Source organism: Alcaligenes sp. Marseille-Q7550 (assembly GCF_965112015.1).
Genome location: NZ_CBCOPU010000002.1, coordinates 610,585 through 631,531, shown reverse-complemented (window position 1 = coordinate 631,531; position 20,947 = coordinate 610,585). Strand labels below are relative to the sequence as shown.

Below are 20,947 nucleotides of genomic sequence, written 5' to 3'. Positions count from 1 at the left end.
AGTTCATCATGACCATTTCGTCTTTCCGCCGTCCGGGCGTGCGCCCCCGCTTTGCGCTGAGCCTGGGAGCCCTGTTGCTGCTGGGCGCCTGCGCCACCACGGGCCAGGACCGGCAGGCCGGGCCCGATCCTTCTTCCCTGTTCGCCTCCGTGAGCAAGGAGCCCGTCGGGCAGGCAGTCGAGGATCCGCGCTTCAGCGGCGCGGCGCAATCGGCCGGCCCCATCGGCCGACGGCCGGTCCAGCGCGTCGGAGGGGGAACCGCGCAGCTGGAAGCGCCGCCGGCGGCCGAGTTCCCCGATGGCGAAGACATCACCCTGAACTTCGTGGAAGCGGAACTGGACAGCGTGGTGGCGGCGCTGGCCCGGTTCACCCAGCAGAATTTCATCGTGGATCCGCGCGTCAAGGGCCAGTTGACGCTGGTCTCCGAAGTGCCCGTCGATGCCCGCACGGCCTACGAGATGCTGCTCTCGGCGCTGCGCATGCAGGGCTTTGCCGTGCTGCGCACCGGCAAGGTCAGCCGCGTCGTGCCCGAGGCCGAGGCGCGCCAGCAGGGCGGGGCGGTGCGCAGCGGCGCCAGCGGCAGCGGCGAGCTGGAGACCCGCGTCTTCGCCCTGCGCTACGAGAACGCTTCGGCGCTGGTGCCGGTGCTGCGGCCCATGATCTCCCCCAACAATCCCATCAATGCCTACCCGGCCAACAACACGCTGGTGGTGACGGACTATGGCGACAACCTGGACCGCATCGCCCAGGTGATCGCGGGCATAGACACGCCGGCCGGACTGAATACGGACATCATTCCCATCGACTACGGCGTGGCGCTGGACGTGGCGGCCCTGGCGTCGCAGATGCTGGATACGCCCGGCAACGACGTCGCCCAGCGCATCACCGTAGTGGCCGATCCGCGCAGCAATTCGGTCCTGGTGCGGGCCGGCAGCCCGGCGCGCCTGGCCCTGGCGCGCGACCTGATCCGCCGCATCGACAGCCCGGACAGCCGCAAGGGCAATCTGCATGTGGTCTATCTGCGCAACGCCCAGGCCGTGCAACTGGCCGAGGTGCTGCGCGCCGCCCTGACCGGGCAAGCGGGCGCTCCGGCGGCGGGCGCCGCCAAGCCGGCCGCCAAGCCGGCCGCCACGCCGGCCCCGACGGCCAAGGACGCGGGCAGGACGGCGGCAACGCTGCCCGCCGCCCAGGGAGCCGCGCCTGCGGAACCGGCCTTGGGCTCTCCGGCCGCAAGCGGCACCGTGGCGTTCAGCGCGGGCGGCGCGACCGTGCAGGCCGACCCCTCCACAAATACGCTCATCATCTCCGCGCCCGATCCGGTGTACCGCAGCCTGCGCGAGGTCATCGACCAGTTGGACCAGCGGCGCGCGCAGGTGCTGGTCGAGAGCCTGATCGTGGAGGTCAACGCCGAGAACGCCGCGGAGTTCGGCATTCAGTGGATGACGGGAGGCGGGCACATCGCCGACGGCGGCTCGGGCTTCGTGGGCGGGGCCAACCTGGGCGGCAGCGGCTTGAATCCCAAGGGCGTCACCACGCTGGATTCGCTGGCCGCGGGCCTGAGCCTGGGCGTGGTCAAGGGCACGGTCAACGTGCTGGGCCAGCAGATCGTCAACCTGGGGGTGCTGGCGCGCGCGCTGCAGCGCCAGGGCGGCACCAACATCCTGTCCACGCCCAATCTGATGACGCTGGACAACGAGGAGGCCAGCATCATGGTGGGGCGCACCGTGCCCTTCGTGACCGGGCAGTACACCACGTCGGGCGATGGCGCGAGCAATCCCTTCCAGACCATCGAGCGCGAGGACGTGGGCCTGACCTTGAAGGTGCGGCCGCAGATCTCCGAAGGTGGCACCGTCAAGCTGGCGCTGTACCAGGAGGTGAGCAGCATAGACACGGCGTTCTCCGTGTCCGGCAACACGCCCGTGACCCGCAAGCGCGCGCTGAGCACCAATGTGCTGGTGGACGACGGGCAGATCATCGTGCTGGGCGGCCTGCTGGAAGACTCCATCGAAGACGGCACGCAAGCCGTGCCCCTGCTGGGCGATGTGCCGCTGATCGGCAATCTCTTCAAATATGAAAAGCGCAAGCGCACCAAGACCAACCTGATGGTGTTCCTGCGCCCGCACATCGTGCGCAACGCCCAGGACAGCCAGAGCCTGTCGCTGGACCGCTACAACTACATGCGCGCCGTGCAGGCGGGCCTGCCCGACCGTTCCACCTGGTTCAGCCAGGATGCCGGCCACGTGGTGCTGCCGCAGGCCGCAGGCCAGGGTAAGGCCGGTGTCATGGACCTGCGGGAGTCATCGTGAACCGGCTGCCTTATTCCTGGGCGCGCCAGCAGCGCGCGGTGCTGGTGCGCCAGGACGGGGCCTGGCGCATCGCCGTCAGCGAGCGCACGCCCGACTGGGCCCTGACCGAGCTGCGGCGGCGCTATCCGGAGCTGGATGAGCAGCGCGTGCCGGACCTGGAGCTGGACACGCTGATCGATGCCAGCTATGCGCAGGGCGATGATGCCGCCAGCGTGGTGGACGCCGCCGCCAGCGAAGTGGACCTGGACCGGCTGATGCAGGAGCTGCCGGAGGTGACCGACCTGCTGGAGAACCAGGACGACGCGCCGGTGATCCGCATGATCAACGCGCTGTTCACGCAGGCCGTGCGCGACGGCGCCAGCGACATCCACCTCGAGCCCTACGAGACGCATTCCATCGTGCGCTACCGGGTGGACGGCCGCCTGCGCGACATCGTCAGCCCGCGCCGCGCCCTGCACGGCGCGCTGGTCTCGCGCATCAAGATCATGGCCAGCCTGGACATTGCCGAAAAGCGCCTGCCGCAGGACGGCCGCATCGCCTTGAAGGTGGGCGGGCGCGCGCTGGACCTGCGTGCGTCCATCCTGCCCACCGGGCACGGCGAACGGGCCGTGATGCGCCTGCTGGACAAGTCCGCGGGCCGGCTGGAGCTGGGGCGCCTGGGCATGGCGCCGGACATCCTGGCGCAGCTTGACGAATTGATCCATCAGCCGCACGGCATCGTGCTGGTCACCGGTCCGACAGGCGGCGGCAAGACCACGACCTTGGACGCCGCCCGGGGCAGGGTGATCGCCGCGCGCGGCAATGTGCTGACCGTGGAGGATCCGATTGAATACGATCTGCCGGGCGTGGGCCAGACGCAGGTCAACCCGCGCATCGATCTGACGTTCGCGCGCGCCCTGCGCGCCATCCTGCGCCAGGATCCGGACATCATCATGATCGGAGAAATACGCGACCTGGAGACCGCCCAGATCGCGGTGCAGGCCTCCTGACGGGACACCTGGTGCTGGCGACGCTGCATACCAACGACGCCGTCTCGGCCGCCACCCGCCTGGTGGACATGGGCGTGGAGCCTTTCCTGCTGGCCTCGACCTTGCGCGGCGTGCTGGCGCAGCGATTGATCCGCAAGTTGTGCCTGCACTGCCGGGAAGCGGCCGGGGGCGGCCTGTTCCGCGCGCGCGACGGCGGCTGCGAACAATGCGGCCATACCGGCTACCAGGGGCGCACGGGCATCCATGAACTGTACCGGGTGGACGAACGCGCCCAGCAACTGCTTTCAGAGGCGGGGGCCGAGCATGCGCTGCGCCAGGCGGCGCGCCAGGCCGGCATGCGCAATCTGCGCGAGGACGCCGAGCGCTGGGTGCGGCAGGGCTTGAGCACCCCGGAAGAGGTCCTGCGCGTGACCCGCGAGCTTTAGGCGCCATGAAAGGAGGGCGGACGGATGGGAACCTATCAGTATGAAGCGGTGGACCAGGCCGGGCGCAGCGAGCGCGGCGTGCTGGAGGCCGACAGCGAGCGCCTGGCGCGCCAGCAGTTGCTGGCGCGCGGCTTGTTGACGGTCTCCTTGAAGCCAGGCCGCTCGCGCGCCGCCGCCCGGGCGCGCAGCGCCGGCCTGCGCCGCAGCGAGCTGTCCTGGCTGACCCGTCAGCTGGCCAGCCTGGTGGCCGCAGGCCTGTCATTGGAGGCCAGCCTGGGCGTGGTCATGGAGCAGGCCGCGCGCAGGCCCGTGGCGCAACTGCTGGCCGCCTTGCGCTCGGACATCCGCGCCGGGCAAAGCCTGAGCGACGCGCTGGCCAATCACCCGCGCGATTTTCCGGACATCTATCGGGCCCTGGTGCGCGCCGGCGAGCAGTCCGGCGAACTGGAGCAGGTGCTGGACCGGCTGGCTGCGTTCATCGAGGACAGCGGCGCCCTGCGCGGCAAGGTGCTGACGGCCTTCATTTACCCGGCCATCGTCAGCCTGATTTCCGCCGCCATGGTGGTGTTTCTGCTCAGCTACGTGGTGCCGCAGGTGGTGGGCGCCTTCACCCAGGCCAGGCAGCAGCTGCCCCTGCTGACGCGCATCATGATCGCGGCCAGCGAGGCGGTGCGCGACTGGGGCGCCGCCGCCCTGCTGTTGCTGCTGGGAGCGGCCTTCCTGGCCGCCGTCCTGCTGCGCCGCCCGCCCGTGCGACTGGCCTTGCACCGGCGCCTGTTGCGCGTGCCCGTGCTGGGCTCCTATCTGCTGGGCGTGGACACGGCCCGTTTCGCGGCGACGCTGGCCATTCTGGCGGGCAGCAATGTGGCGCTGCTGACCGCTTTGGAGGCGGCGGGACGCACACTGTCCAATCTGGCCCTGCGCGCGGCGGTGTCCGAGGCGGCCGCCCGCGTGCGCGAAGGCCTGCCGCTGGCCGCCGCCCTGCAACGCAGCGCCTTGTTTCCTCCCTTGCTGGTCCAGCTGGTCGCCAGCGGCGAGAAAACCGGTGAGCTGGCGCCCATGCTGGACCGCGCGGCCGCCACGCTGTCCGCGGAGCTGGAGCGCCGCGCCCTGGCCATGACAGCCTTGCTGGAGCCCTTGCTTATTCTCCTGATGGGCGGACTGGTGCTGATGATCGTGCTCGCCGTGATGCTGCCCATCATCGAGATGAACCAGCTGGTGCAGTAGGACAGGCAGCGCGCCGCTGCTTTGCCGGGGCGGGCAGGATCACGGCGCCGCGGCAACGGTCAGACGCGCGGTCATGTTGGGGTGATAGCGGCAGTAGTAGGTCTGGTCTCCTGGCTTGTCCAGCACGAGGCGGGCCGACTTGCCCGCGGGGATCACCACGTCCCAGAGGCCCGCGACCGTGGCGGTGTGGTCGATCACGTTCTGGTTGCGCCACACCACGGTGTTGCCCACGCGCGCCTGGACGACGGCGGGCGTGAAGGCCAGCTTGGAAAGCGTGATTTCATGCGTATCGGCCAGGGCCTGCTGGCCGGCTGCCGACAGCAGCGCGCCGGCCAGCAGGCGGCAAAGGCGAACGGTATTCATGTCTGTTCAGCCTAGAGTTTGCCTGCCAGGTGCTCGGCATGTTGCTGGTGGCCCTGGAACAGTTTCAGGCCGGTTTCAAGCAGGCTCTTGAGCTTGGGATTGTGCGCGCCGGGAATGAGCGTGCTCTCCAGCGCGGCGTTCACCTGCTTGTGGTAGGCCACTTCGTTCTGGACGTAGGCCTTGTCGAAAGCGGCGCCATCCAGCTTGCCCAGGGCGGCCCTCTGATCGGCGGCCTCCTTGGCCAGCGCCTGGCTGGTGGGGTTGTCCTGCGCGGTGACGCCCAGCTCCTTGAGCAGCGCCAAGGCCTGCTGGTTGACGGCCAGGTGGTCCCGTTCCATGGTCTGCGCGAATTCGCGCACGTCGGGATTGCGCGTCTTGTCCAGCGCCTGGCGTGCCGCCTGCACGTCCAGGTCGCCGGCCGTGTAGGCGATGTGGGCGATCTGGGGATCGGTGAGTTTTTCCGCTGCGTGAACAGGCAGGACCAGGCCAAGCGCGCCCATGAGCAGGGCGGCGAGAGTGGTGCGTATCAGCATGACAGCCTCCGGTGGGAAATCCAGGCCTTCGGAGCGAATGGCCTGTGGACGCCCATTGGATGGCGCGGGCGCAGGCAAGGTTACGGGTCAGCGCTCGGGGTTTACCCCGAGCCGCGCCAGCACTGCCTGGATCAGCGCGTGGCAACGGGCTCCGTCGAAGGGAAAGGTCTCCAGCAGCCCGGGCGCGCCCTGTTCCCGCAAAGCCAGCACCAGCATGCGGCGCGCCCGATGCAGGCGCGTCTTGACGGCTTCGGGACGGATGTCCAGCAGCAGCGCGGTCTCCTCCACGCTCAGTCCTTCCACGGCGCGCGCCATGACCACCAGGCGATAGGCCTGGGGCAGGGCGAGGATGGCGCGTTCGACATTTTCGAGCACTTGGCGCTGGGCCAGGGCTTGTTCAGGACCGGGATCGGGATCGGGCAGGGACTGGGCGCCGTCCTCGTCCAGGATCTGGCGGTTCTGTCGGCGCTTCAGTCCCAGGGCCTGGCGGATGGCGATGCGGCACAGCCAGGTGGACAGTGTGCTGTCGCCGCGGAAGGTATCCAGGTGGCTGAAGGCCAGCAGATAGGTTTCCTGGACCACGTCCCGGGCGTCGTCCGGGTCGCGGACGATGGCGCAGGCCAGCCGGAAGAGCCGCCGGTTGTGGGTTTCCATGATCTGGCGCAGGGCTTGCGCATCGCGCTGCGCGGCGCGCCGGACCAGTGCGGCTTCGTCGGATTCGGGCTGCAGGGCGGCTGGAAGATCCATGGGGCGCTCCGGGAATGAAGGCCCAGCCATTATGCGCCCAAGACGGCCGCATCGCCATGGGGCGCATCGGGTCCCGCAGGAGACAAGGAGCCAAAAAAATCCCCGAAGGCAAGGTGGGCTTGCGCTTCGGGGGAAGTCCGCGCCAGGCGCGGACGATCACATCATTGGTTTACAGATAGGCCGGGATGCCCAGGGCGGGATCGCTGACGCCATGCGCGCCCGTTTCGACGCGGCCGGCAAAGCGCCGATAGTAGCTGGGGTCGCTGCTGCTGCGCACCACGAAGTCATACCAGTGGCCGCTGGAGGACAGGGACCAGGACTGCTTGGCCTGCTGGCCGGCCTGCACGGTGATTTCCCAGGGGCCGTCCTCGCGGTAGGCCATGGACTGGATCGTGAAGATGCAGTCGGACTGGCCGCCGTTCATCAGTTCCAGGTAGACGTCGCCCTGGGTGATTTCGTAGCAGACCCGGATCTCGGGGCGCGCCTGTTCGGGCTGGCCCAGCACGCTGACGTCGCCGCGGAAGTGGCGATGAAAGCCGTTCGGGCCCAGCACCCACAGGTCGTAGTGGCCCAGGTTGTCAGCCTGCGCGTCCCAGACGTCGTCCAGGATCTGGCCGGGCTCGACCATGTAGCGGCGCGGGATGCGGTCCAGGTTCAGCTTGTCGTAGACATGGAAGACGGCCGCCGCCTGTCCGGTGTTGGAGAACAGCAGCTGCACGCCCTTGCTGCTGTCGCAGCGGGCGCTGACGTGCAGTTCGTAGGGCAGGGCGCGCGAGGGGCGCACGCCGGTCTGCTGCACGGGGATGCGCTGGTTGTCCACGGGTTGCGGCACTTGCGCCAGGCGCTCCTGGGCGCTGCGGATCGCGTCGGCTTCCTGGCGGCTGCGGCGGCCCTTGAGCGTGGGCAGGGGCTCGTCGTTGGGGCGGGCGAAGTTGAAGGCGCTGGTCAGGTCCCCGCACACGGCGCGGCGGTAGGGGCTGATGTTGGGCTCCATCACGCCGAAGCGCGCTTCCATGAAGCGGATCACGGAGGTGTGGTCGAAGACTTGCGAGTTGACCCAGCCGCCGCGGCCAGGGGGAGAGCACATACATGGGCACGCGCACGCCGGGACCGAATACTTTGCCGTCGCGGGGCGGCTGGCCGCTCAGGCCGCGCGGGCTGGGGTAGTTGTAGTATTCGAAGGCGATCTGCTCGTCGCTCAGCGTGGTCTTGCCCGCGGGCCTGCCGGTGGCCGGATCGATGGACGGCGCCGAGGGCGAGGGCACATGGTCGAAGAAGCCGTCGTTCTCGTCGAAGTTCACCAGCAGCACGGTCTTGCTCCAGACCTCCGGATTGGCGGTCAGCGCGTCCAGCAGCTCCTGGGTGTACCAGGCGCCCTGAACGGGGCTGGACGGGCCGGGGTGCTCGGAGTAGGTCGCCGGGGCCACCACCCAGGAAATCTGCGGCAGATTGCCTTCCATCACATCCTTGCGCAACTGCTCGAAGAAGCCGCCGTCGGGCATGGTGTTGGCAATGCCCTTGTAGAGCGGATTGCCGACATCATCCGACGGTTCGTAAGGAGCGTTGGCGGGTTTGCCGGATTGCTCATTGGCACGACGATACTGCTTGAAGCCGGCCAGCGAATTGTCGGTGAAGTTGTCGGGCAGGTTCTGGTAGACCTTCCAGCTGATGCCGGCCTCCTCCAGGCGCTCGGGGTAGGTCTTCCATTCGTAGCCCAGCGCCGAGCTGCCCAGGCTGTCCCAGGCATTGTTGACCGTGCACTCGCCCGTGCCGGTGGGGCCGTTCGTGCCGGTCCACAGGAACATGCGGTTGGAGTTGGTGCCCGTGTGCATGGAGCAGTGGTAGGCGTCGCACAGGGTGAAGGCGTTGGCCATGGCGAACTGGAACGGCACTTCCGCTTCGCGGTAATAGCCCATGGAGTGGCGCTGCTTGTACTTGGGCCAGAAGGCCATGCGGCCGTGGTCCCAGGCCTGCTGGCCGTCCACCCAGGCGTGCGGCGTGCCGTTGACGCGCTGGGCATTGCCCTTGGTGCTGTCCAGGTGGTAGGGCAGCACGGTTTCCGTGCTGCTGACGTTCTGCTGCCAGACGTTGCGGCCGTTGGGCAGGGGGATGGTGAAGCGGTCGCCAAAGCCGCGCACTCCTTTCAGAGTGCCGAAGTAATGGTCGAAGGATCGGTTTTCCTGCATCAGGACGACGATGTGCTCGACGTCCTTGATGGTGCCGGTCTTGTTGTTGGCGGGAATGGCCAAGGCCTTGCGGATGCTGGGCGGAAAGGCGGCCAGGGAGCCGGCCGCCAGGCCGGCGCCGGTGACGTTGCGTAGGAAGGTGCGGCGTGAAGTCATTGTTGCTGGTCTCGTGGTGCGGTCAAGGGGCGCATTTCAACTGTTTGGGAGTCTCGGGGACGGGCGTCGTCTCCGGATTGCCGGGCTGGCCGGGGTTTTCGGGGACGGAGCCGGTCGAGCCGCCGCCGTCGCAGGCGGCCAGCAGGCCGCACAGCATCATCAGGGCCGCGGCGCGCTTGAGGCGTGCGCGGGAGACGGAACCGATCGTGTCGTTCATGGAAGGTCCTTGGTCGGAAATCAGGGTTGCAGGCTGGAGAGGGGTTTGCGGGACTCGTAGATGCTGGTGAGCTCGTCCGTGCTCAGGGCGCGCTCCCAGATGGCCAGTTCGCCGAAGTCCATGTTCACGTCGAAGCCGGGGTTCCAGCGCTTATAGTACTGGCCGGTCACGTCCTCGTTGACGCCCAGCTTGCCGGCGCCCGTGCCGCCCAGCGCCTGGATGCTGCGGGTCTCCAGCGCCACGGAGCTGAATTGCGCGCCCAGCGCGGGATCGAAGACGTGGCCGCGCATGACCTGGCCGGTCTTGTCGATGACCACGGCCACGTAGGCCCATTGGTTGGGGGTGACGCGGTAGCCCTGGCTTTCATTGCGGCCGCCGCCGTAGCCGGTGTTGAAGCGGATGTCGCAGCCGCCGGAATTGAACAGGCCCAGCGCAAAGCCGGGGTTGTTGCCCGAGTCGTAGTTCTTGTTGGCCATCATGGCGGCGCCGTAGCCGTAGCTGGAGCAGCTGGGCGGCGTGCGGAACCAGAAGCCCAGGGTGAACTGCGGCACGCTGGGCAGCGAGAACACGTCGCGGCTCAGGGTCAGCGCATAGCCGCGCTGGCCGTTGGCGTCGGCATTGGCGCCCAGGATGCGCAGCGCGCCCGTGGGGGCGGCGGGGTCCAGGAAGTCGGCGGCGATCAGGGCGCCGGCCGGCACGCCGGCGGCCGAAGGCTGCAGCGTGCTGCCGCCCTTGCCGTCCGCCAGGGGCAGTGAAGTCATGGGGTAGTAGCTGACCAGGCCGTCCTTCAGGGTGGCGGCCAGCTTGGGCGGCGGCTTGTAGCCGGCCTGCACCTGCATGGCGGAGGCGGCCTTGCCCGATTGCACGCTGTAGCGGAAGGAGTAGACCTGCGCCGTGTCGGAGACCGGCAGGGTGTCGTCATACCGGGTGGCGCCGGCCGGCAGCGTGGCCACCAGCTGGCCGTCGCGCAGCACGCGCACCTCCTGGTCGGTATCGCCCTGCAGGGTCCAGTTCAGGGTCACGATGTTCTTGTCGGCCGGTTTTTCGTAGTCCAGGCCTCGGATGCTGGTGGCCGCCTGCAGGCCCGTGCCGCGGAAGCGGTAGTCCGGACCCAGAGCGCCCAGGTGGGCGAGCACGGTGGGGGCGATGTCGATCACGGCGCCCAGCGCATTCATGTCGGCGTCGGGGGCTACGACGCCGTCCACGGCGGGCAGCGAGGGCAGCGCCTTGTTGGCGGCGATGAAGCTGGTCTTGTTGCGGTTGAATTGCGAGCCGGTGGCGCCGCCGAATTCGTCCAGTCCGTAGCCGGTGGTGACGATTAGCAGCCAGTCCTCGCTGGATTCGGCCTGGCGGCGCGTCTCGATCAGGGCGGCCAGCTGGTCCAGTGTGGCGAGCGACTGCTCCACGGCTTTCCTGTAGGCTTCGCTGCCCAGGCCGTGTTCCGCCGCGGCGCGGGCCGGCGCCTGCAACTGGGCCAGGACCAGGGACTTGCCCTGCTGCAGATAGTCGCGCGCCTGCTCGGCCACGCAAGGGTCGGAATCCGTGCAGTTGGCCGCTTCGATCACGCGCCCGGCCTGGATGTCCGCTTGCAGCAGGCGGCGGTAGTCGCCGGTGCTGACGGCCGCCGCGGCGGTCTGGGGTTCGGCGGCCAGGGCGAACAGGGTGGGCGCTTCCAGGGTCGGCGCTTCGGCGCCGACGCCGCGCAGGCCGTGCTGGTCGGCCCAGGTGCCGGTCAGCAGCGAGGCCCAGCCGGGTACGGGCAGGGTGCGTTGTTCGCTGGCCGTGCCCACGTAACCGCCCGTCTGCACGGGGGCCACCGTCAAGGAAGCGAGCGCGGGATGGCGGGCGTCGCGGCGGGCCTGTTGCAAGGCCTCGTAGGTCAGCCCGTCGATGCTGACGACCAGGGCCTTGGCGCCGCCCAGGGCTTGAGGCCTGCCGCCTGGTTCGGGCGCCGGCTGCTCGGGCTGGCCGGGGCCGGCGGGCGCATCGCTGCCGGTGGAACCGCTGCCGCAGGCGCTCAGCAGCAGCACGGCGGACAGGGACAGACAGGCCTGGCGCAAGCGGCGCCCGGGCAAGGGGGGAAGTGCAGGTAAGGACATACAGCCACTCGTTCTGAAAGAAGAAAAAGGAGGGCCGGACTGTGCGTGGGGCGGGCTGCCCAGTCGGCATCGGATCAGGACGCAGGCAGTGTAGGAAGGGCGTATGACTGCCCCGTTAACAGAAGGGCAAATCCACCAATGATTGAATTGTGTTTTATGGGTTCAGGCCGAGGCGGCCCGTAGCATTTCTCCGCAAGCCGCGGCTGTTGCGGCTTCCAGGGCTTGTTGCAGTTCGATGTCGTGTTTGTTGCAGGCGGAAAAATAATTTGAAATCCAAACAGTAAATGGCTTGAACGTCGAGACGGCGGGTGTGGAGCCGTATCCGTACCGCGGCGCGCGCATCGGCCATGAAAAAACGGGAGCCTGGGCTCCCGTTCCTTCCGGCCCGCAGGCGGGTTACTTTGCGTCGGCGCGCAGGCGTCCGCCATTGGGCGTGGATCCGGCCCCCAGCACCTTGCCATTGACGGTCTGTCCGTACAGGTCCGTCTTGGCGTCATGGTATTTCTTCTGGGTTTCTTCCACGGAGCCATTGAAGCGCGGATCCTGAGGCCGTTCATGGGCGTTCATGAAATAGGCCACGTCCCAGGCTTCCTGGTCGGTCAGGCTGTCGCCCTTGCCCAGCGGCATATTGGCCTTGATGAAGGCGGCCGCCGTCGGGATGCTGTGCATGCCGGCGCCCCAGTTGTAGGAGCCGTCGCCCCACAGCGCCGGGAACACCATATGCCCATTCACTTCCTGGCCCGCGCCATCGGCGCCGTGGCACAGGGCGCAGTTCTGCGCGAAGACTTTTTCGCCGCGCACGTAATCGGGCTTCTGCGCCGGCTGGGGCAGGCGCTTGAAGCCCTGGCCCTTGAGCGTGACGCCGGTGGGCGCGCCCTGGGCCAGCCAATACATGTAACTTTCCAGGGCCACGATGGTTTCGTCGTCGGCGGGCGGCATCTGGCCGTTCATGCTGTAACGGAAGCAGCCCTGGAGGCGTTCGGCCAAGGTGTTGACGTGGCCGTTCTTGGCGCGGTAGGCGGGATACAGGACGTAAGCCGCCCACATGGGGGAGGCGTTCTCGCGCCGTCCGGCGTCCATGTGGCAACTGACGCAGTTCAGGTTGTTGCCCACGAACTTGGCGGCATTCTGGGGCGTCTTCAGGAAGATTTCCTGGCCTTTGAGCACGGCCTTGCCGAAGTCGTTGTCGGGAATGCTGTGGGCGTCGGGCGGCGTGAAGGCGGGCGCGGCATCGCCCAGGTTCACGGCGTGGGCGACGCCCGGGCCGGCCATGCCCAGGCTGCAGGCCAGGGCGAGAGTGCGCAGTCGGAGAGTGAGAGTGCGGGTCATTACTTGGCTCCCTCTGTGACGGTTTGATTCTTCAGGTTGGCGGGCAGCTTGGCGAAGTAGTCGGAGGTCGCGCTGATCTGCTCGTCATTCATGCGTTTGGCGATCTCGCCCATCAGAGCCAGCGGACCGGGGTCGCGCTTGCCGTCGCGCGAGGCCTTGAGCTGCTCGGTGATGTAGGCGGCGGGCAGGCCGGCTAGGGCCGGGAAGGCGTCGCCCACGCCCACGCCGCCTGGACCATGGCATTGGATACAGGCGGGGATGTTGTTGTTCCAGTCGCCGCGGTTGGCGATCCAGGCGCCAAGCTGCTCCTGCGCCGGGTACAGGTCCAGGTGGGCGCTGAGCATGTTCTTGTCCAGCGGCGCGGGCAATTGCGTGAAGTAGGCCGATACGGCCTTGATCTGTTCGGGCGTCATCGCCTTGGCGATGGGCTGCATGATGGGGTTGCTGCGCTTGCCCGAGGCAAAGTGGTCGAGCTGGTCGGCCAGGTAATTGGCGCCCTGGCCGGCCAGAAAGGGGAAGCCGCCGGCGGCATTGCCTTCGCCCTGGGCTCCGTGACAGGTTGCGCAGGCCAGGACGCTGCCGCTGCCGGACGTTGCCAATGCCTTGCCTTGTTCGACCAATTCGTCCGCCATGGCGGACGTGCTGCTTGCAAGGGACAAGGCGAGCACGAGGCCCAGGCTTGCCGGAACCAGCTTTTGCCATGTTTTTTGCATGATGTTGTTCTCTCCCAATCAGTTACCACCCTCATTTTAAGCCCCAAATGTATGCAAGTCATATACAAATTTCCGATTCTTATATAAGACAATTGATTCGGGGCCTAAGCGCTAAGCGCTTGACAGATAAGGAATGATTCGGGAAACAGCCTGGACGGAACGGCATGCGCTTCGCACCATTCGGCGCTTGAAGTGTACGGTTGTGTATGGTCATGCGGCTGAACGTGCCTGAGGGGAATTTGTAAATAGCCAGGCTTTTCATATGGTTAAGCCCGGGGTTCGTATAAGGTCAGCACGGATCGGTCGTTTGCTTGCCGGCCGGGCCTCTTTAGCATGTTTTTCCCGGGAGATGCAGCGGACAGTCCGCCAGAAAATGCCATCCCCGCAATGCGGCTACACGGAGAACATGCATGCGAAGAATCAATCAGGGGCGCCGTCGTTTCGCGGGCCTGGCGGCCGGCCTGTTGCTTGGCGGGCTGGCGCGGCCCGTACTGGCGCAAGCCGCCTGGCCTGCCCAAGCCATACGGCTGGTCGTCGCCTTCCCGCCGGGCGGAGCCAGCGATCTGGTGGCCCGCCTGCTGCAGGCCGATCTGTCCAGGGAACTGGGCGTGCCCATCGTCGTCGAGAACAAGCCGGGGGCGGGCTCCACGCTGGGCACCGCGCAGGTGGCCCTGTCCGCGCCGGACGGCTACACCTTCCTGATGTCCAATTCCGCGCCTTTGTCCATCGCCCCGGCCTTGCTCGACCACATCCGCTACGACGCGCGGTCCAGCTTCAGCCACATCAGCTATATCGGCGCGGTGCCGACCGTGGTGCTGGTGCATCCGTCCCTTCCCGTGCATACGCTGGCGGAGCTGACGGAGTGGCTGCGCGCCCAGAAGGAGCCCGTCCACTACGGCAGCGGCGGATTGGGCTCGGTGGCGCACGTCGTGGGCGAGTTGTACGCCCGCCAGGCCGGCGTGCGGCTGGAGCATGTGGCGTACAAAGGGGCCGGCCAGATGCGCACCGATTTGCTGGGCGGCCAGATCCGGGTGGCGGTGGACGCCTTGCCCGCCAATCTGCCTTTCCTCAAAACCGGCCAGCTGCGTCTGCTGGCCGTGACGGCGCCGGCGCGCGTGGCCCAGGCGCCGGATGTGCCGGCAGTGACGGAACTGGGTTATGAGTCCCTGGTGGCGGAGAACTTCGTGGGCGTCTCGGCGCCCGCCGGCCTGGATCCGGCCATCGTGCAGCGTTTCCACCAGGCGGTGGAACGGGTGCTGGCCAAGGCGGACATCCGGGCCCAGCTGGAGCAGCAAGGCTTTGTACTGGCGTCCAAGACCCCGGACGAGTTCCAGTCCTACGTGGCCCGGCAAGCCGAGCAGTGGCGCCCGGTGGTCAGCCAGTTGAAGAGCAAGGAGGCGCAGGCATGAGCGCGATCGTCATCGTGGCCTTCGGCCAGCCGGGGCGGGGCAGTTTCAATGAGGCGGCCGAACGCGCGCAGGCCAGGCTGCACCACAAGGGCGTGCCCGCCGTCCTGGCGTGGGTGGCCGAGCGCGATCCCGGGCGGCGCGCGGAGCGTTTGCGAGAGATCGCCGGCGAGCGGCCGAGCCTGATCGTGGCGCATGGGGGGCAGGGGGACGGGCCGGTCGCCCAGGCGGCTGCGGATTTCCCGGCGCTGCCCTTCGTGATCACGCAGGGGCATTTCCTGGCCCCGAATGTGGCGAACTACGAGGTCTTGCAGGAACAGTCGGCCTTTCTGGCCGGTGTATTGAGCGCGGCGCGCTACGAGCCGGAGCGGATCGCCCACTTGTCCGGCGACCCGGTGCGGCCGGGCCTGGCGGGCCGGGCCGCGTTCGCCCAGGGGGTGCGCCTGCAGTCCGGGCAGCCTTTGCGGCACACGGGCTTCAATGGCAACCAGCATGATGTCGAGCTGGCTGTGCGCAACACCCGCTACTTCGCGGACCGCGGCGTGCAGGTGTTGTTCACCATGATGGATGGCGGCCGTGAAGGCGTGGATGCGGTGTGCCGGGAGAGGGGCTTGCGCCAGATCGCCAATGTGCGCAACTGGGTCGACACCGATCCCCAGCTGTACTGGGCGTCCGCCGTGGCGGACTCGGCCTGGGCCATCGAGCAGGCCGTGCTGGATTTCGTCCAGGGCAGGCTGGCGTTGGGGCAGCGCATCCAGACGGGGCTGGAAAACCCGGATGTGGTCCGGCTGGCCACCGGTCCGGACCTGAACGCGGCCGAGCGCGCCGTGCTCGATGATTGGTCCCAGCGGCTTCTGGCCGGCGAACTCGTGCTGGAAACCCGGTTCGAGGGCGAGGAAAGTCCTTTTTCCGTCGCGTCTCAGGCTTGAGCCAAGGATACGGCCGGCACGGGTGCGCCGGCCGCATCGCCGATCTCCAGTTCCGGCAAGGACTGGACCAGGGCGGCGGGCAGGCCGGCCAGCGCGGCGATGACGCGCTGTGCCTGATCCAGGGGCGCGCTGCTGATGAAGTCGCTGCGGCCGCCATGGTCCCGGGCGCTCAGGCAGCCGGCTTCGTGCAGGCGCCGGCGAACCTGCGCGGCCACGGCGAAGGAGGGTTCGATGATCTGGAAACGGCCCCCGCTGAGGCGTTCAATGGCGGGACGCAAGAAGGGGTAGTGCGTGCAGCCCAGCACCAGCGTGTCGGCGCGGCTCCGCAGCGCGGGTCCAGCCGCGGGCGCAGCTCCGGGGGCAGCTCGGGGCGGACCAGTGGCAGGGCGTCCACCCGGTCCGCCAGACCGGGACAAGGGATGCGGATCACGTCCACGCCGGCTGCGTGGTGGCGTACGAGCTGCTGCAGACCCGGACTGTCCATGGTGCGGCTGGTCGCCATCAGGGCAATGCAGCGGCTGCGGCTCAGGGCGGCGGCCGGTTTGACGGCCGGCTCGATGGCGATGATGGGGACGGCAAAGCGCGCCCGCAGAAAAGAAGCGGCGACCATGGTGGCCGTATTGCAGGCGATGACGATGGCCTTGCAGCCTTGATCCAGCAGGTACTGCGCAAGCAGGGCGGTGCGCGCCTGTATCCATCCGGCGGACCGGTCGCCATAGGGCGCGCATCCCGAGTCCGCCAGGTACAGCAGATCTTCCCCTGGCAGGGCCTGGCGTATGGAGCGCCAGACGGACAGGCCGCCGACGCCGGAGTCGAATATGCCGATGGGCGCAGTTGCGCTGGCACGGCCCGTGCAGGAAGTCATGGTGTGCAAGACAAGGAAGAACGCCGGAACGAAGCCCGTATTATCGCGTGTTTGCTTGCCGGGGGTAAGAGGATGCCCAAGGACAGCGAGGAGATTGTTTAAGCTTGAACTAGGGCAAGTCCTTATACCTTGCGGCTGCGCCGCATCGCATCATCGAAAAAAAGAAAATTCGTCTCTGCGGCATGGCGGCCGCGGACAGGCGCCTTGACGCAGCACGATGACCCAGGCAGGAGGCGAGGAGCGATGCAACAGGCAGGCATGGCGCGACGGCCGTTCTCGGCCCGCTTGCGCGGTATCGACGAGGCAGTGGCGTGGATGCAGGCATTGAATGGTCCGCATGGCTTGAGGGTGGGCAAGCCTGACAGACTGGAGCTGTTGCATCACGGCACGACGGTGGGACGGATCACGACCGGATGGATACGCTACACGGATGCGGTCACGGTGCAGATCGACCACCTTCCGCACAGTTATTGCATAGGCATCCCGCTGGAGGGCGAGCAACTGATCGATACAGGCGCGCGCCGCTTCGTCTCCGAGCCGGGGGTGGGCGTCATCATTTCTCCTTTTCAGCCGGTGCGCATGGCCCTGTCCGAACAATGCAGCAAGATCATGCTGCGCATAGAACGAGGGGCCCTGGAAGGGCGCTTGCAGACGCTGCTGGGCCGCAGTCTGGGCGAGCCCCTGGTTTTCGACACCCGCATGGACCTGCGGGGCGGGGCCCGCGACTGGTTCGCCTTGTTGCAGCGCTTGCGCGACACCCTGGATGACGAGCAGGGCCTGTGCGACCTGCCCGATGTCTGGAGCAGCTTCGAGACGGGATTGATCACGACCTTGCTGTACAGCCAGCCCCACAATTATTCGGCGGCGCTGTTCCGGACGCATGACTCCCGGCCCGCGTATCTGGCGGTCTTGCAGGAGCGCTTGCGCGAACGGGCGGGACAGGCGCTGGAGCTGGCGGCCATCGCCGATCTGGCGGGGGTGTCCAGAGACCGTCTGTACCGGGACTTCCAGCAATTCTGCGGGCAGTCTCCGGTGGCGTTTCACCGGGGACTGCGCCTGGAGCATGTGCGCCAGCGCCTGCTGCAGGCCGGGCGCACCGAGACGGTGTCCTCGATCGCGATGGATTGCGGCTTCGCCCAGCTGGGGCGCTTCGCCAGCGAATACCGGCAGCGTTTCGGCGAGCTGCCTTCGCAGACCCTGGCGCATCGCGGCGCCTTGCCGGCGGGGCTGCCAGCAACTGCATGAACATCGCGGAAAAAGCGCATAGCGCGAGCGGCGGCTTGCCGCCAGCATGATGGGCAGGCGTCGCGCTTGAGACGACGCACCGAGCCAAGGAGACATCATGCAAGACATTGCCCATGCGCCAGCCCATTCCCGTACCGATTCCGAGCCAGACGTGACCTGGAACGTGCTGGGTCACGCCTACACGCCGCGCATCGACACGCAGGCCTGCTATGCCTGGCTGTCCGTCGATCCTCCCGGCACCTTCGTGCCGCCCCACAGCCACGGCAATCAGGACGAGCACGTCTACGTGCTGGAAGGGGAATATGAATTGTTCATGGACGGCCAGTGGTCCCGCGTCGGCCCCGGCGACAGCGTGTGCTGGCCCCAGGGGTCCGTGCATGGCTACCGGATCGCCGGCGACAAGCCTTGCCGGGCGCTGTTCTGGGTCAGCCCCGCAGGGGAGCTCTCGACCCTGTTCTCCGAACTGCATGAGCAGAAGGACCCGGCGCGAGTGGTGGAGCTGTCGCGCGTGCGCAGCATCTTCTTCGCCGAACCTTCCCAGGTGCCGGATTTCCATGCGCGTATGCAGGCCTGAGACCGTCGTCCCGTCAGTGAGCAGCCCCGCGAGGGGCTGTTTTTTTTGCGGAACCATGCCGAAAAAGCGCATAGCGTCCCGCCCGATTGCGCATAGCGGGCCAGGGGGGGCGCCGGTAGATTGGTCGACAGTTCCGTACGGAACGGAACCGCGTACCAATAACGACATCAAGGGCGGCCGCACGCCGTCCACAGGAGACATCATGGCTGCACAAGAAAATCAGGGAATGCGCGTCTATACATTGGGCACGGGAGGCGGTCCCATCGTGTCCAGCACCCGGGCGGGAACCTGCACCGCGGTATGCGTGGACGGCGCGACCTACATCGTGGACTGCGGCATGGGCAGCATCCGCCATTACCGCAATCATCTGGGCTGGGAGAGCCTGCGCGGCATTTTCATCACGCACCATCATTCCGACCACATCTACGACCTGGGCTCTTACCTGCTGACTGGCTGGCAGGTGCCGGGCGAATCGTTCCAGAACGAGGTCCACATCTATGGCCCGGCCAAGCCGCCGCGCGCGCCTGCCTTGAACGAGGAGCATCTGCAACATGTGAATTGCTGCACGGCCGGCCATGCCATGGCGGGCACCCGCCAGATGGTGCATGCCCTGATCGATTCCGTCTTCGCCTCGGACGTGGTGATCCGCATGGCCGACGAGGGGCGGGCCAGCCCTTACAACTGGATCAAGGCGCACGACATCCAGGTGCCCGGCCATGTGCCGGCGGACCCCGTGGACAATCGCCATCCTGAAATGGAACCTTTCCTCATCCACGAAGACGAGTACGTGAGCGTGTCCGCCATCCTGGTCGATCATCGCCTGTGCTATCCCGCTTTCGGCTATCGCTTCGATTCCCGATACGGTTCCGTGGTCGTGTCGGGCGACACGACGTTCTCGCGCAACTGCATACGTCTGGCCAGCGGCGCGGACCTGCTGCTGCATGAAGTCATAGACCTGGACGCCATCCTGGCCACGTTCCCGCCAGGCCCGACCCGCGATGGCATTGCCGTGCACTTGGAGGAGTCACACACTTCCTACGATGTCGTGGGCAAAGTCGCGGCCCAGGCCAAGGTGAGACAGCTGGTGCTGCACCATATCGTGCCCAATGTGCCGGGCGCCGCCGACTTGAACAAGATGCTGCAGGCGGCGCGGCGCGATTTCGGCGGGCCGGTGTCCATCGCCGAGGACAATGATTGCTATCGGGTCGGCGTCCAGGCCGAGGAAGTCGAATCGGAACATCTGGCGAGGGCCCACGCATGACTGCCCTGACCCTGAATCCGGATACGCGCGCGACGCCGGCCCATGCCGGCCTGGTGCGCAGGGCCTGGATCATCACCGGCATGCTGGTGCTGTTCCAGATGATCAATTTCGCCGACAAAGCCATTCTGGGGTTGGTGGCCGAGCCTGTCATGCGGGACCTGGGGCTCAGTCCCGGTGAATTCGGTTTCATCGGCGGCGCTTTTTTCTTTCTGTTCGCCTTGTCGGCGGTGCTGGTCGGCTTTCTGGCGGGGTGGGTCCAGAGCCGCTGGATCATCTTGTCCATGGGACTGGCCTGGGCCGTGCTGCAGTTTCCCATGCTGCTGGGAGGCGGCGCGGCCTTGCTGCTGGGAACGCGCATCGTGCTCGGCGCGGCCGAAGGGCCTGCCACGCCGATCTCCCTGCAGCACGTCCAGGGGTGGTTTCCCGCCACTGACAGAGGCCTGCCCAGCAGCCTGGTGGCCATGGGCTCGACGCTCGGTCCTCTGGTGGCTGCGCCCTTGCTGGCCTGGATCATCGCCCATCCCGACTGGGGGTGGCGCTGGGCCTTCGGCTTCATGGGCGTGACGGGGCTGGGCTGGACCCTGGCGTGGGCCGTGCTCAGCCGCGAAGGGCCGTATGCCGCTTGCGGCCGGGCAGGCGAAGGCGCCAAGCCGCAGGCCGCCGTCAGCGCCCTGGATGACCAGGTGCCGCCGGCTTGCCTGCGCCGGGTCTTTCTCTCGCCCATGTTCGTCGTGGCCACGCTGGCCGGCGCCGGCTGTTTCTGGGCGCAGGGGTTTCTGACGACCTGGTCGCCCCGCTATCTGACGTCCGTGGTGGCTCTATCGCCTGAATGGATAGGGTTGGTGTCCACCCTGCCGTGGCTGATGGGAGCGGCGGCCTTGTTCGTGCTGGGCGTGCTGTCGCGGCGGGCCATGCGGCGCGGCGTGTCCGTGCGCTGGGCGCTGGGCGCCATGTTCGGCGCGACGCTGGCCGCTTCCGGGCTGGCCTTCCTGGCGCTGCCTTGGCTGGATGGCTATGTGGCGGTGGCCGTCCTGACACTGGCGGCGGGCCTGGCCATGATCTTTCCCCTGGCGCCCGCGACGGTCGCCTACTGCGTGGCGGCCCGCCAGCGCGGCGCCGTCATGGCGGTCCTGACGGGCGTCGCCTCGCTGGGAGGGGTGGTGTCGCCCATGATGGTGGGATACCTGATGCAGAAGGCGGCTTATGTGCCGGGCATGGCGGGCGGTTCCATGGACAGCGGCATACACAGCGCATTCTGGTTCATCGGTTGCTACTTGCTGGTGACGGGACTGGGATGCGTGGCCGTTCTGAATCCGGATGCGCTGCTGCGCCGCTGGCATGCTTGCCAGGACGAGCGCGCTGGCCGTCCTTGAGTCC

At 67.5% G+C, this 20,947-nt stretch carries 18 protein-coding genes and 2 pseudogenes; 9 read left to right on the top strand and 11 right to left on the bottom strand.

Annotated features, from left to right (window positions below):
- Positions 1–8 precede the first annotated feature (8 nt).
- The 3 genes and pseudogenes from gspD (at position 9) to gspF (ending at position 4,947) form a co-directional block, all read left to right on the top strand.
- A complete protein-coding gene (gene gspD / locus ACWPWO_RS12260; protein WP_454006834.1) occupies positions 9–2,306 on the top strand; it encodes a type II secretion system secretin GspD in 2,298 nt (765 codons plus the stop codon).
- Positions 2,303–3,720, top strand: a pseudogene (gene gspE, locus ACWPWO_RS12255) (type II secretion system ATPase GspE). Before gspD ends, gspE begins: the two are co-directional and overlap by 4 nt.
- A gap of 24 nt (positions 3,721–3,744) precedes the next feature.
- On the top strand, positions 3,745–4,947 hold the full coding sequence (gene gspF / locus ACWPWO_RS12250) for a type II secretion system inner membrane protein GspF (protein ID WP_454006833.1): 1,203 nt from the start codon (positions 3,745–3,747) through the stop codon (positions 4,945–4,947).
- Between the two features lie 39 nt (positions 4,948–4,986).
- Here the strand turns inward: gspF and ACWPWO_RS12245 are convergent, their stop codons facing one another.
- The 9 genes and pseudogenes from ACWPWO_RS12245 to ACWPWO_RS12205 all read right to left on the bottom strand — a co-directional run bounded on the left by ACWPWO_RS12245 (position 4,987) and on the right by ACWPWO_RS12205 (position 13,290).
- Positions 4,987–5,310, bottom strand: coding sequence for a cupredoxin domain-containing protein (locus ACWPWO_RS12245; RefSeq protein WP_454006832.1), 324 nt, complete (start codon positions 5,308–5,310; stop codon positions 4,987–4,989).
- Between the two features lie 11 nt (positions 5,311–5,321).
- Positions 5,322–5,843 (bottom strand): DUF4142 domain-containing protein, encoded by a 522-nt coding sequence (locus ACWPWO_RS12240; RefSeq protein ID WP_454006831.1) that lies wholly within the window; start codon positions 5,841–5,843, stop codon positions 5,322–5,324.
- Positions 5,844–5,930: 87 nt separating this feature from the next.
- Entirely contained in the window at positions 5,931–6,590 is a 660-nt protein-coding gene (locus ACWPWO_RS12235) for an RNA polymerase sigma factor (protein WP_454006830.1), read from the bottom strand.
- Between the two features lie 169 nt (positions 6,591–6,759).
- Positions 6,760–7,308 (bottom strand): phospholipase domain-containing protein, encoded by a 549-nt coding sequence (locus ACWPWO_RS12230; RefSeq protein ID WP_454007485.1) that lies wholly within the window; start codon positions 7,306–7,308, stop codon positions 6,760–6,762.
- A gap of 333 nt (positions 7,309–7,641) precedes the next feature.
- Positions 7,642–8,932 (bottom strand): annotated as a pseudogene (locus tag ACWPWO_RS12225) (phosphocholine-specific phospholipase C); the annotation flags it as partial.
- 22 nt (positions 8,933–8,954) lie between these two features.
- Positions 8,955–9,149, bottom strand: coding sequence for a hypothetical protein (locus tag ACWPWO_RS12220; protein ID WP_394061251.1), 195 nt, complete (start codon positions 9,147–9,149; stop codon positions 8,955–8,957).
- A gap of 20 nt (positions 9,150–9,169) precedes the next feature.
- Positions 9,170–11,248: a LamG-like jellyroll fold domain-containing protein gene (locus tag ACWPWO_RS12215; protein ID WP_454006829.1), complete on the bottom strand. Its 2,079-nt coding sequence runs from the start codon at positions 11,246–11,248 to the stop codon at positions 9,170–9,172.
- 396 nt (positions 11,249–11,644) lie between these two features.
- Positions 11,645–12,577 carry a c-type cytochrome gene (locus ACWPWO_RS12210; RefSeq protein ID WP_454006828.1) on the bottom strand — a complete coding sequence of 311 codons (933 nt, stop codon included), beginning with the start codon at positions 12,575–12,577 and terminating at the stop codon, positions 11,645–11,647.
- Positions 12,577–13,290 carry a c-type cytochrome gene (locus tag ACWPWO_RS12205; RefSeq protein ID WP_454006827.1) on the bottom strand — a complete coding sequence of 238 codons (714 nt, stop codon included), beginning with the start codon at positions 13,288–13,290 and terminating at the stop codon, positions 12,577–12,579. The genes ACWPWO_RS12210 and ACWPWO_RS12205 overlap by 1 nt, the downstream gene beginning before the upstream one ends.
- Before the next feature lie 410 nt (positions 13,291–13,700).
- Between ACWPWO_RS12205 and ACWPWO_RS12200 the strand changes: the two genes are divergently transcribed.
- Both ACWPWO_RS12200 and ACWPWO_RS12195 read left to right on the top strand, forming a co-directional pair.
- Positions 13,701–14,699, top strand: coding sequence for a Bug family tripartite tricarboxylate transporter substrate binding protein (locus tag ACWPWO_RS12200; protein WP_454006826.1), 999 nt, complete (start codon positions 13,701–13,703; stop codon positions 14,697–14,699).
- Positions 14,696–15,625, top strand: a complete 930-nt coding sequence (locus tag ACWPWO_RS12195) for a BMP family ABC transporter substrate-binding protein (protein ID WP_454006825.1) — start codon at positions 14,696–14,698, stop codon at positions 15,623–15,625. The genes ACWPWO_RS12200 and ACWPWO_RS12195 overlap by 4 nt, the downstream gene beginning before the upstream one ends.
- Here ACWPWO_RS12195 and ACWPWO_RS12190 read toward each other — a convergent pair.
- Together ACWPWO_RS12190 and ACWPWO_RS12185 are read right to left on the bottom strand one after the other, a co-directional pair.
- Complete coding sequence (locus ACWPWO_RS12190) at positions 15,616–15,840, bottom strand: hypothetical protein (RefSeq protein ID WP_454006824.1); 225 nt, start codon at positions 15,838–15,840, stop codon at positions 15,616–15,618. The genes ACWPWO_RS12195 and ACWPWO_RS12190 overlap by 10 nt on opposite strands.
- A complete protein-coding gene (locus ACWPWO_RS12185; protein ID WP_454006823.1) occupies positions 15,795–16,490 on the bottom strand; it encodes a glutamate racemase in 696 nt (231 codons plus the stop codon). The genes ACWPWO_RS12190 and ACWPWO_RS12185 overlap by 46 nt, the downstream gene beginning before the upstream one ends.
- 243 nt (positions 16,491–16,733) lie before the next feature.
- On the opposite strand from ACWPWO_RS12185, the gene ACWPWO_RS12180 reads away from it, so the two are divergent.
- The 4 genes from ACWPWO_RS12180 (at position 16,734) to ACWPWO_RS12165 (ending at position 20,943) form a co-directional block, all read left to right on the top strand.
- Positions 16,734–17,735 carry an AraC family transcriptional regulator gene (locus ACWPWO_RS12180; protein WP_454006822.1) on the top strand — a complete coding sequence of 334 codons (1,002 nt, stop codon included), beginning with the start codon at positions 16,734–16,736 and terminating at the stop codon, positions 17,733–17,735.
- A gap of 97 nt (positions 17,736–17,832) precedes the next feature.
- Positions 17,833–18,309, top strand: a complete 477-nt coding sequence (locus ACWPWO_RS12175; protein WP_454006821.1) for a cupin domain-containing protein — start codon at positions 17,833–17,835, stop codon at positions 18,307–18,309.
- 202 nt (positions 18,310–18,511) lie between these two features.
- A complete protein-coding gene (locus ACWPWO_RS12170; RefSeq protein WP_454006820.1) occupies positions 18,512–19,570 on the top strand; it encodes an MBL fold metallo-hydrolase in 1,059 nt (352 codons plus the stop codon).
- Positions 19,567–20,943 (top strand): MFS transporter, encoded by a 1,377-nt coding sequence (locus ACWPWO_RS12165; protein ID WP_454006819.1) that lies wholly within the window; start codon positions 19,567–19,569, stop codon positions 20,941–20,943. Before ACWPWO_RS12170 ends, ACWPWO_RS12165 begins: the two co-directional genes overlap by 4 nt.
- Positions 20,944–20,947: the final 4 nt, after the last annotated feature.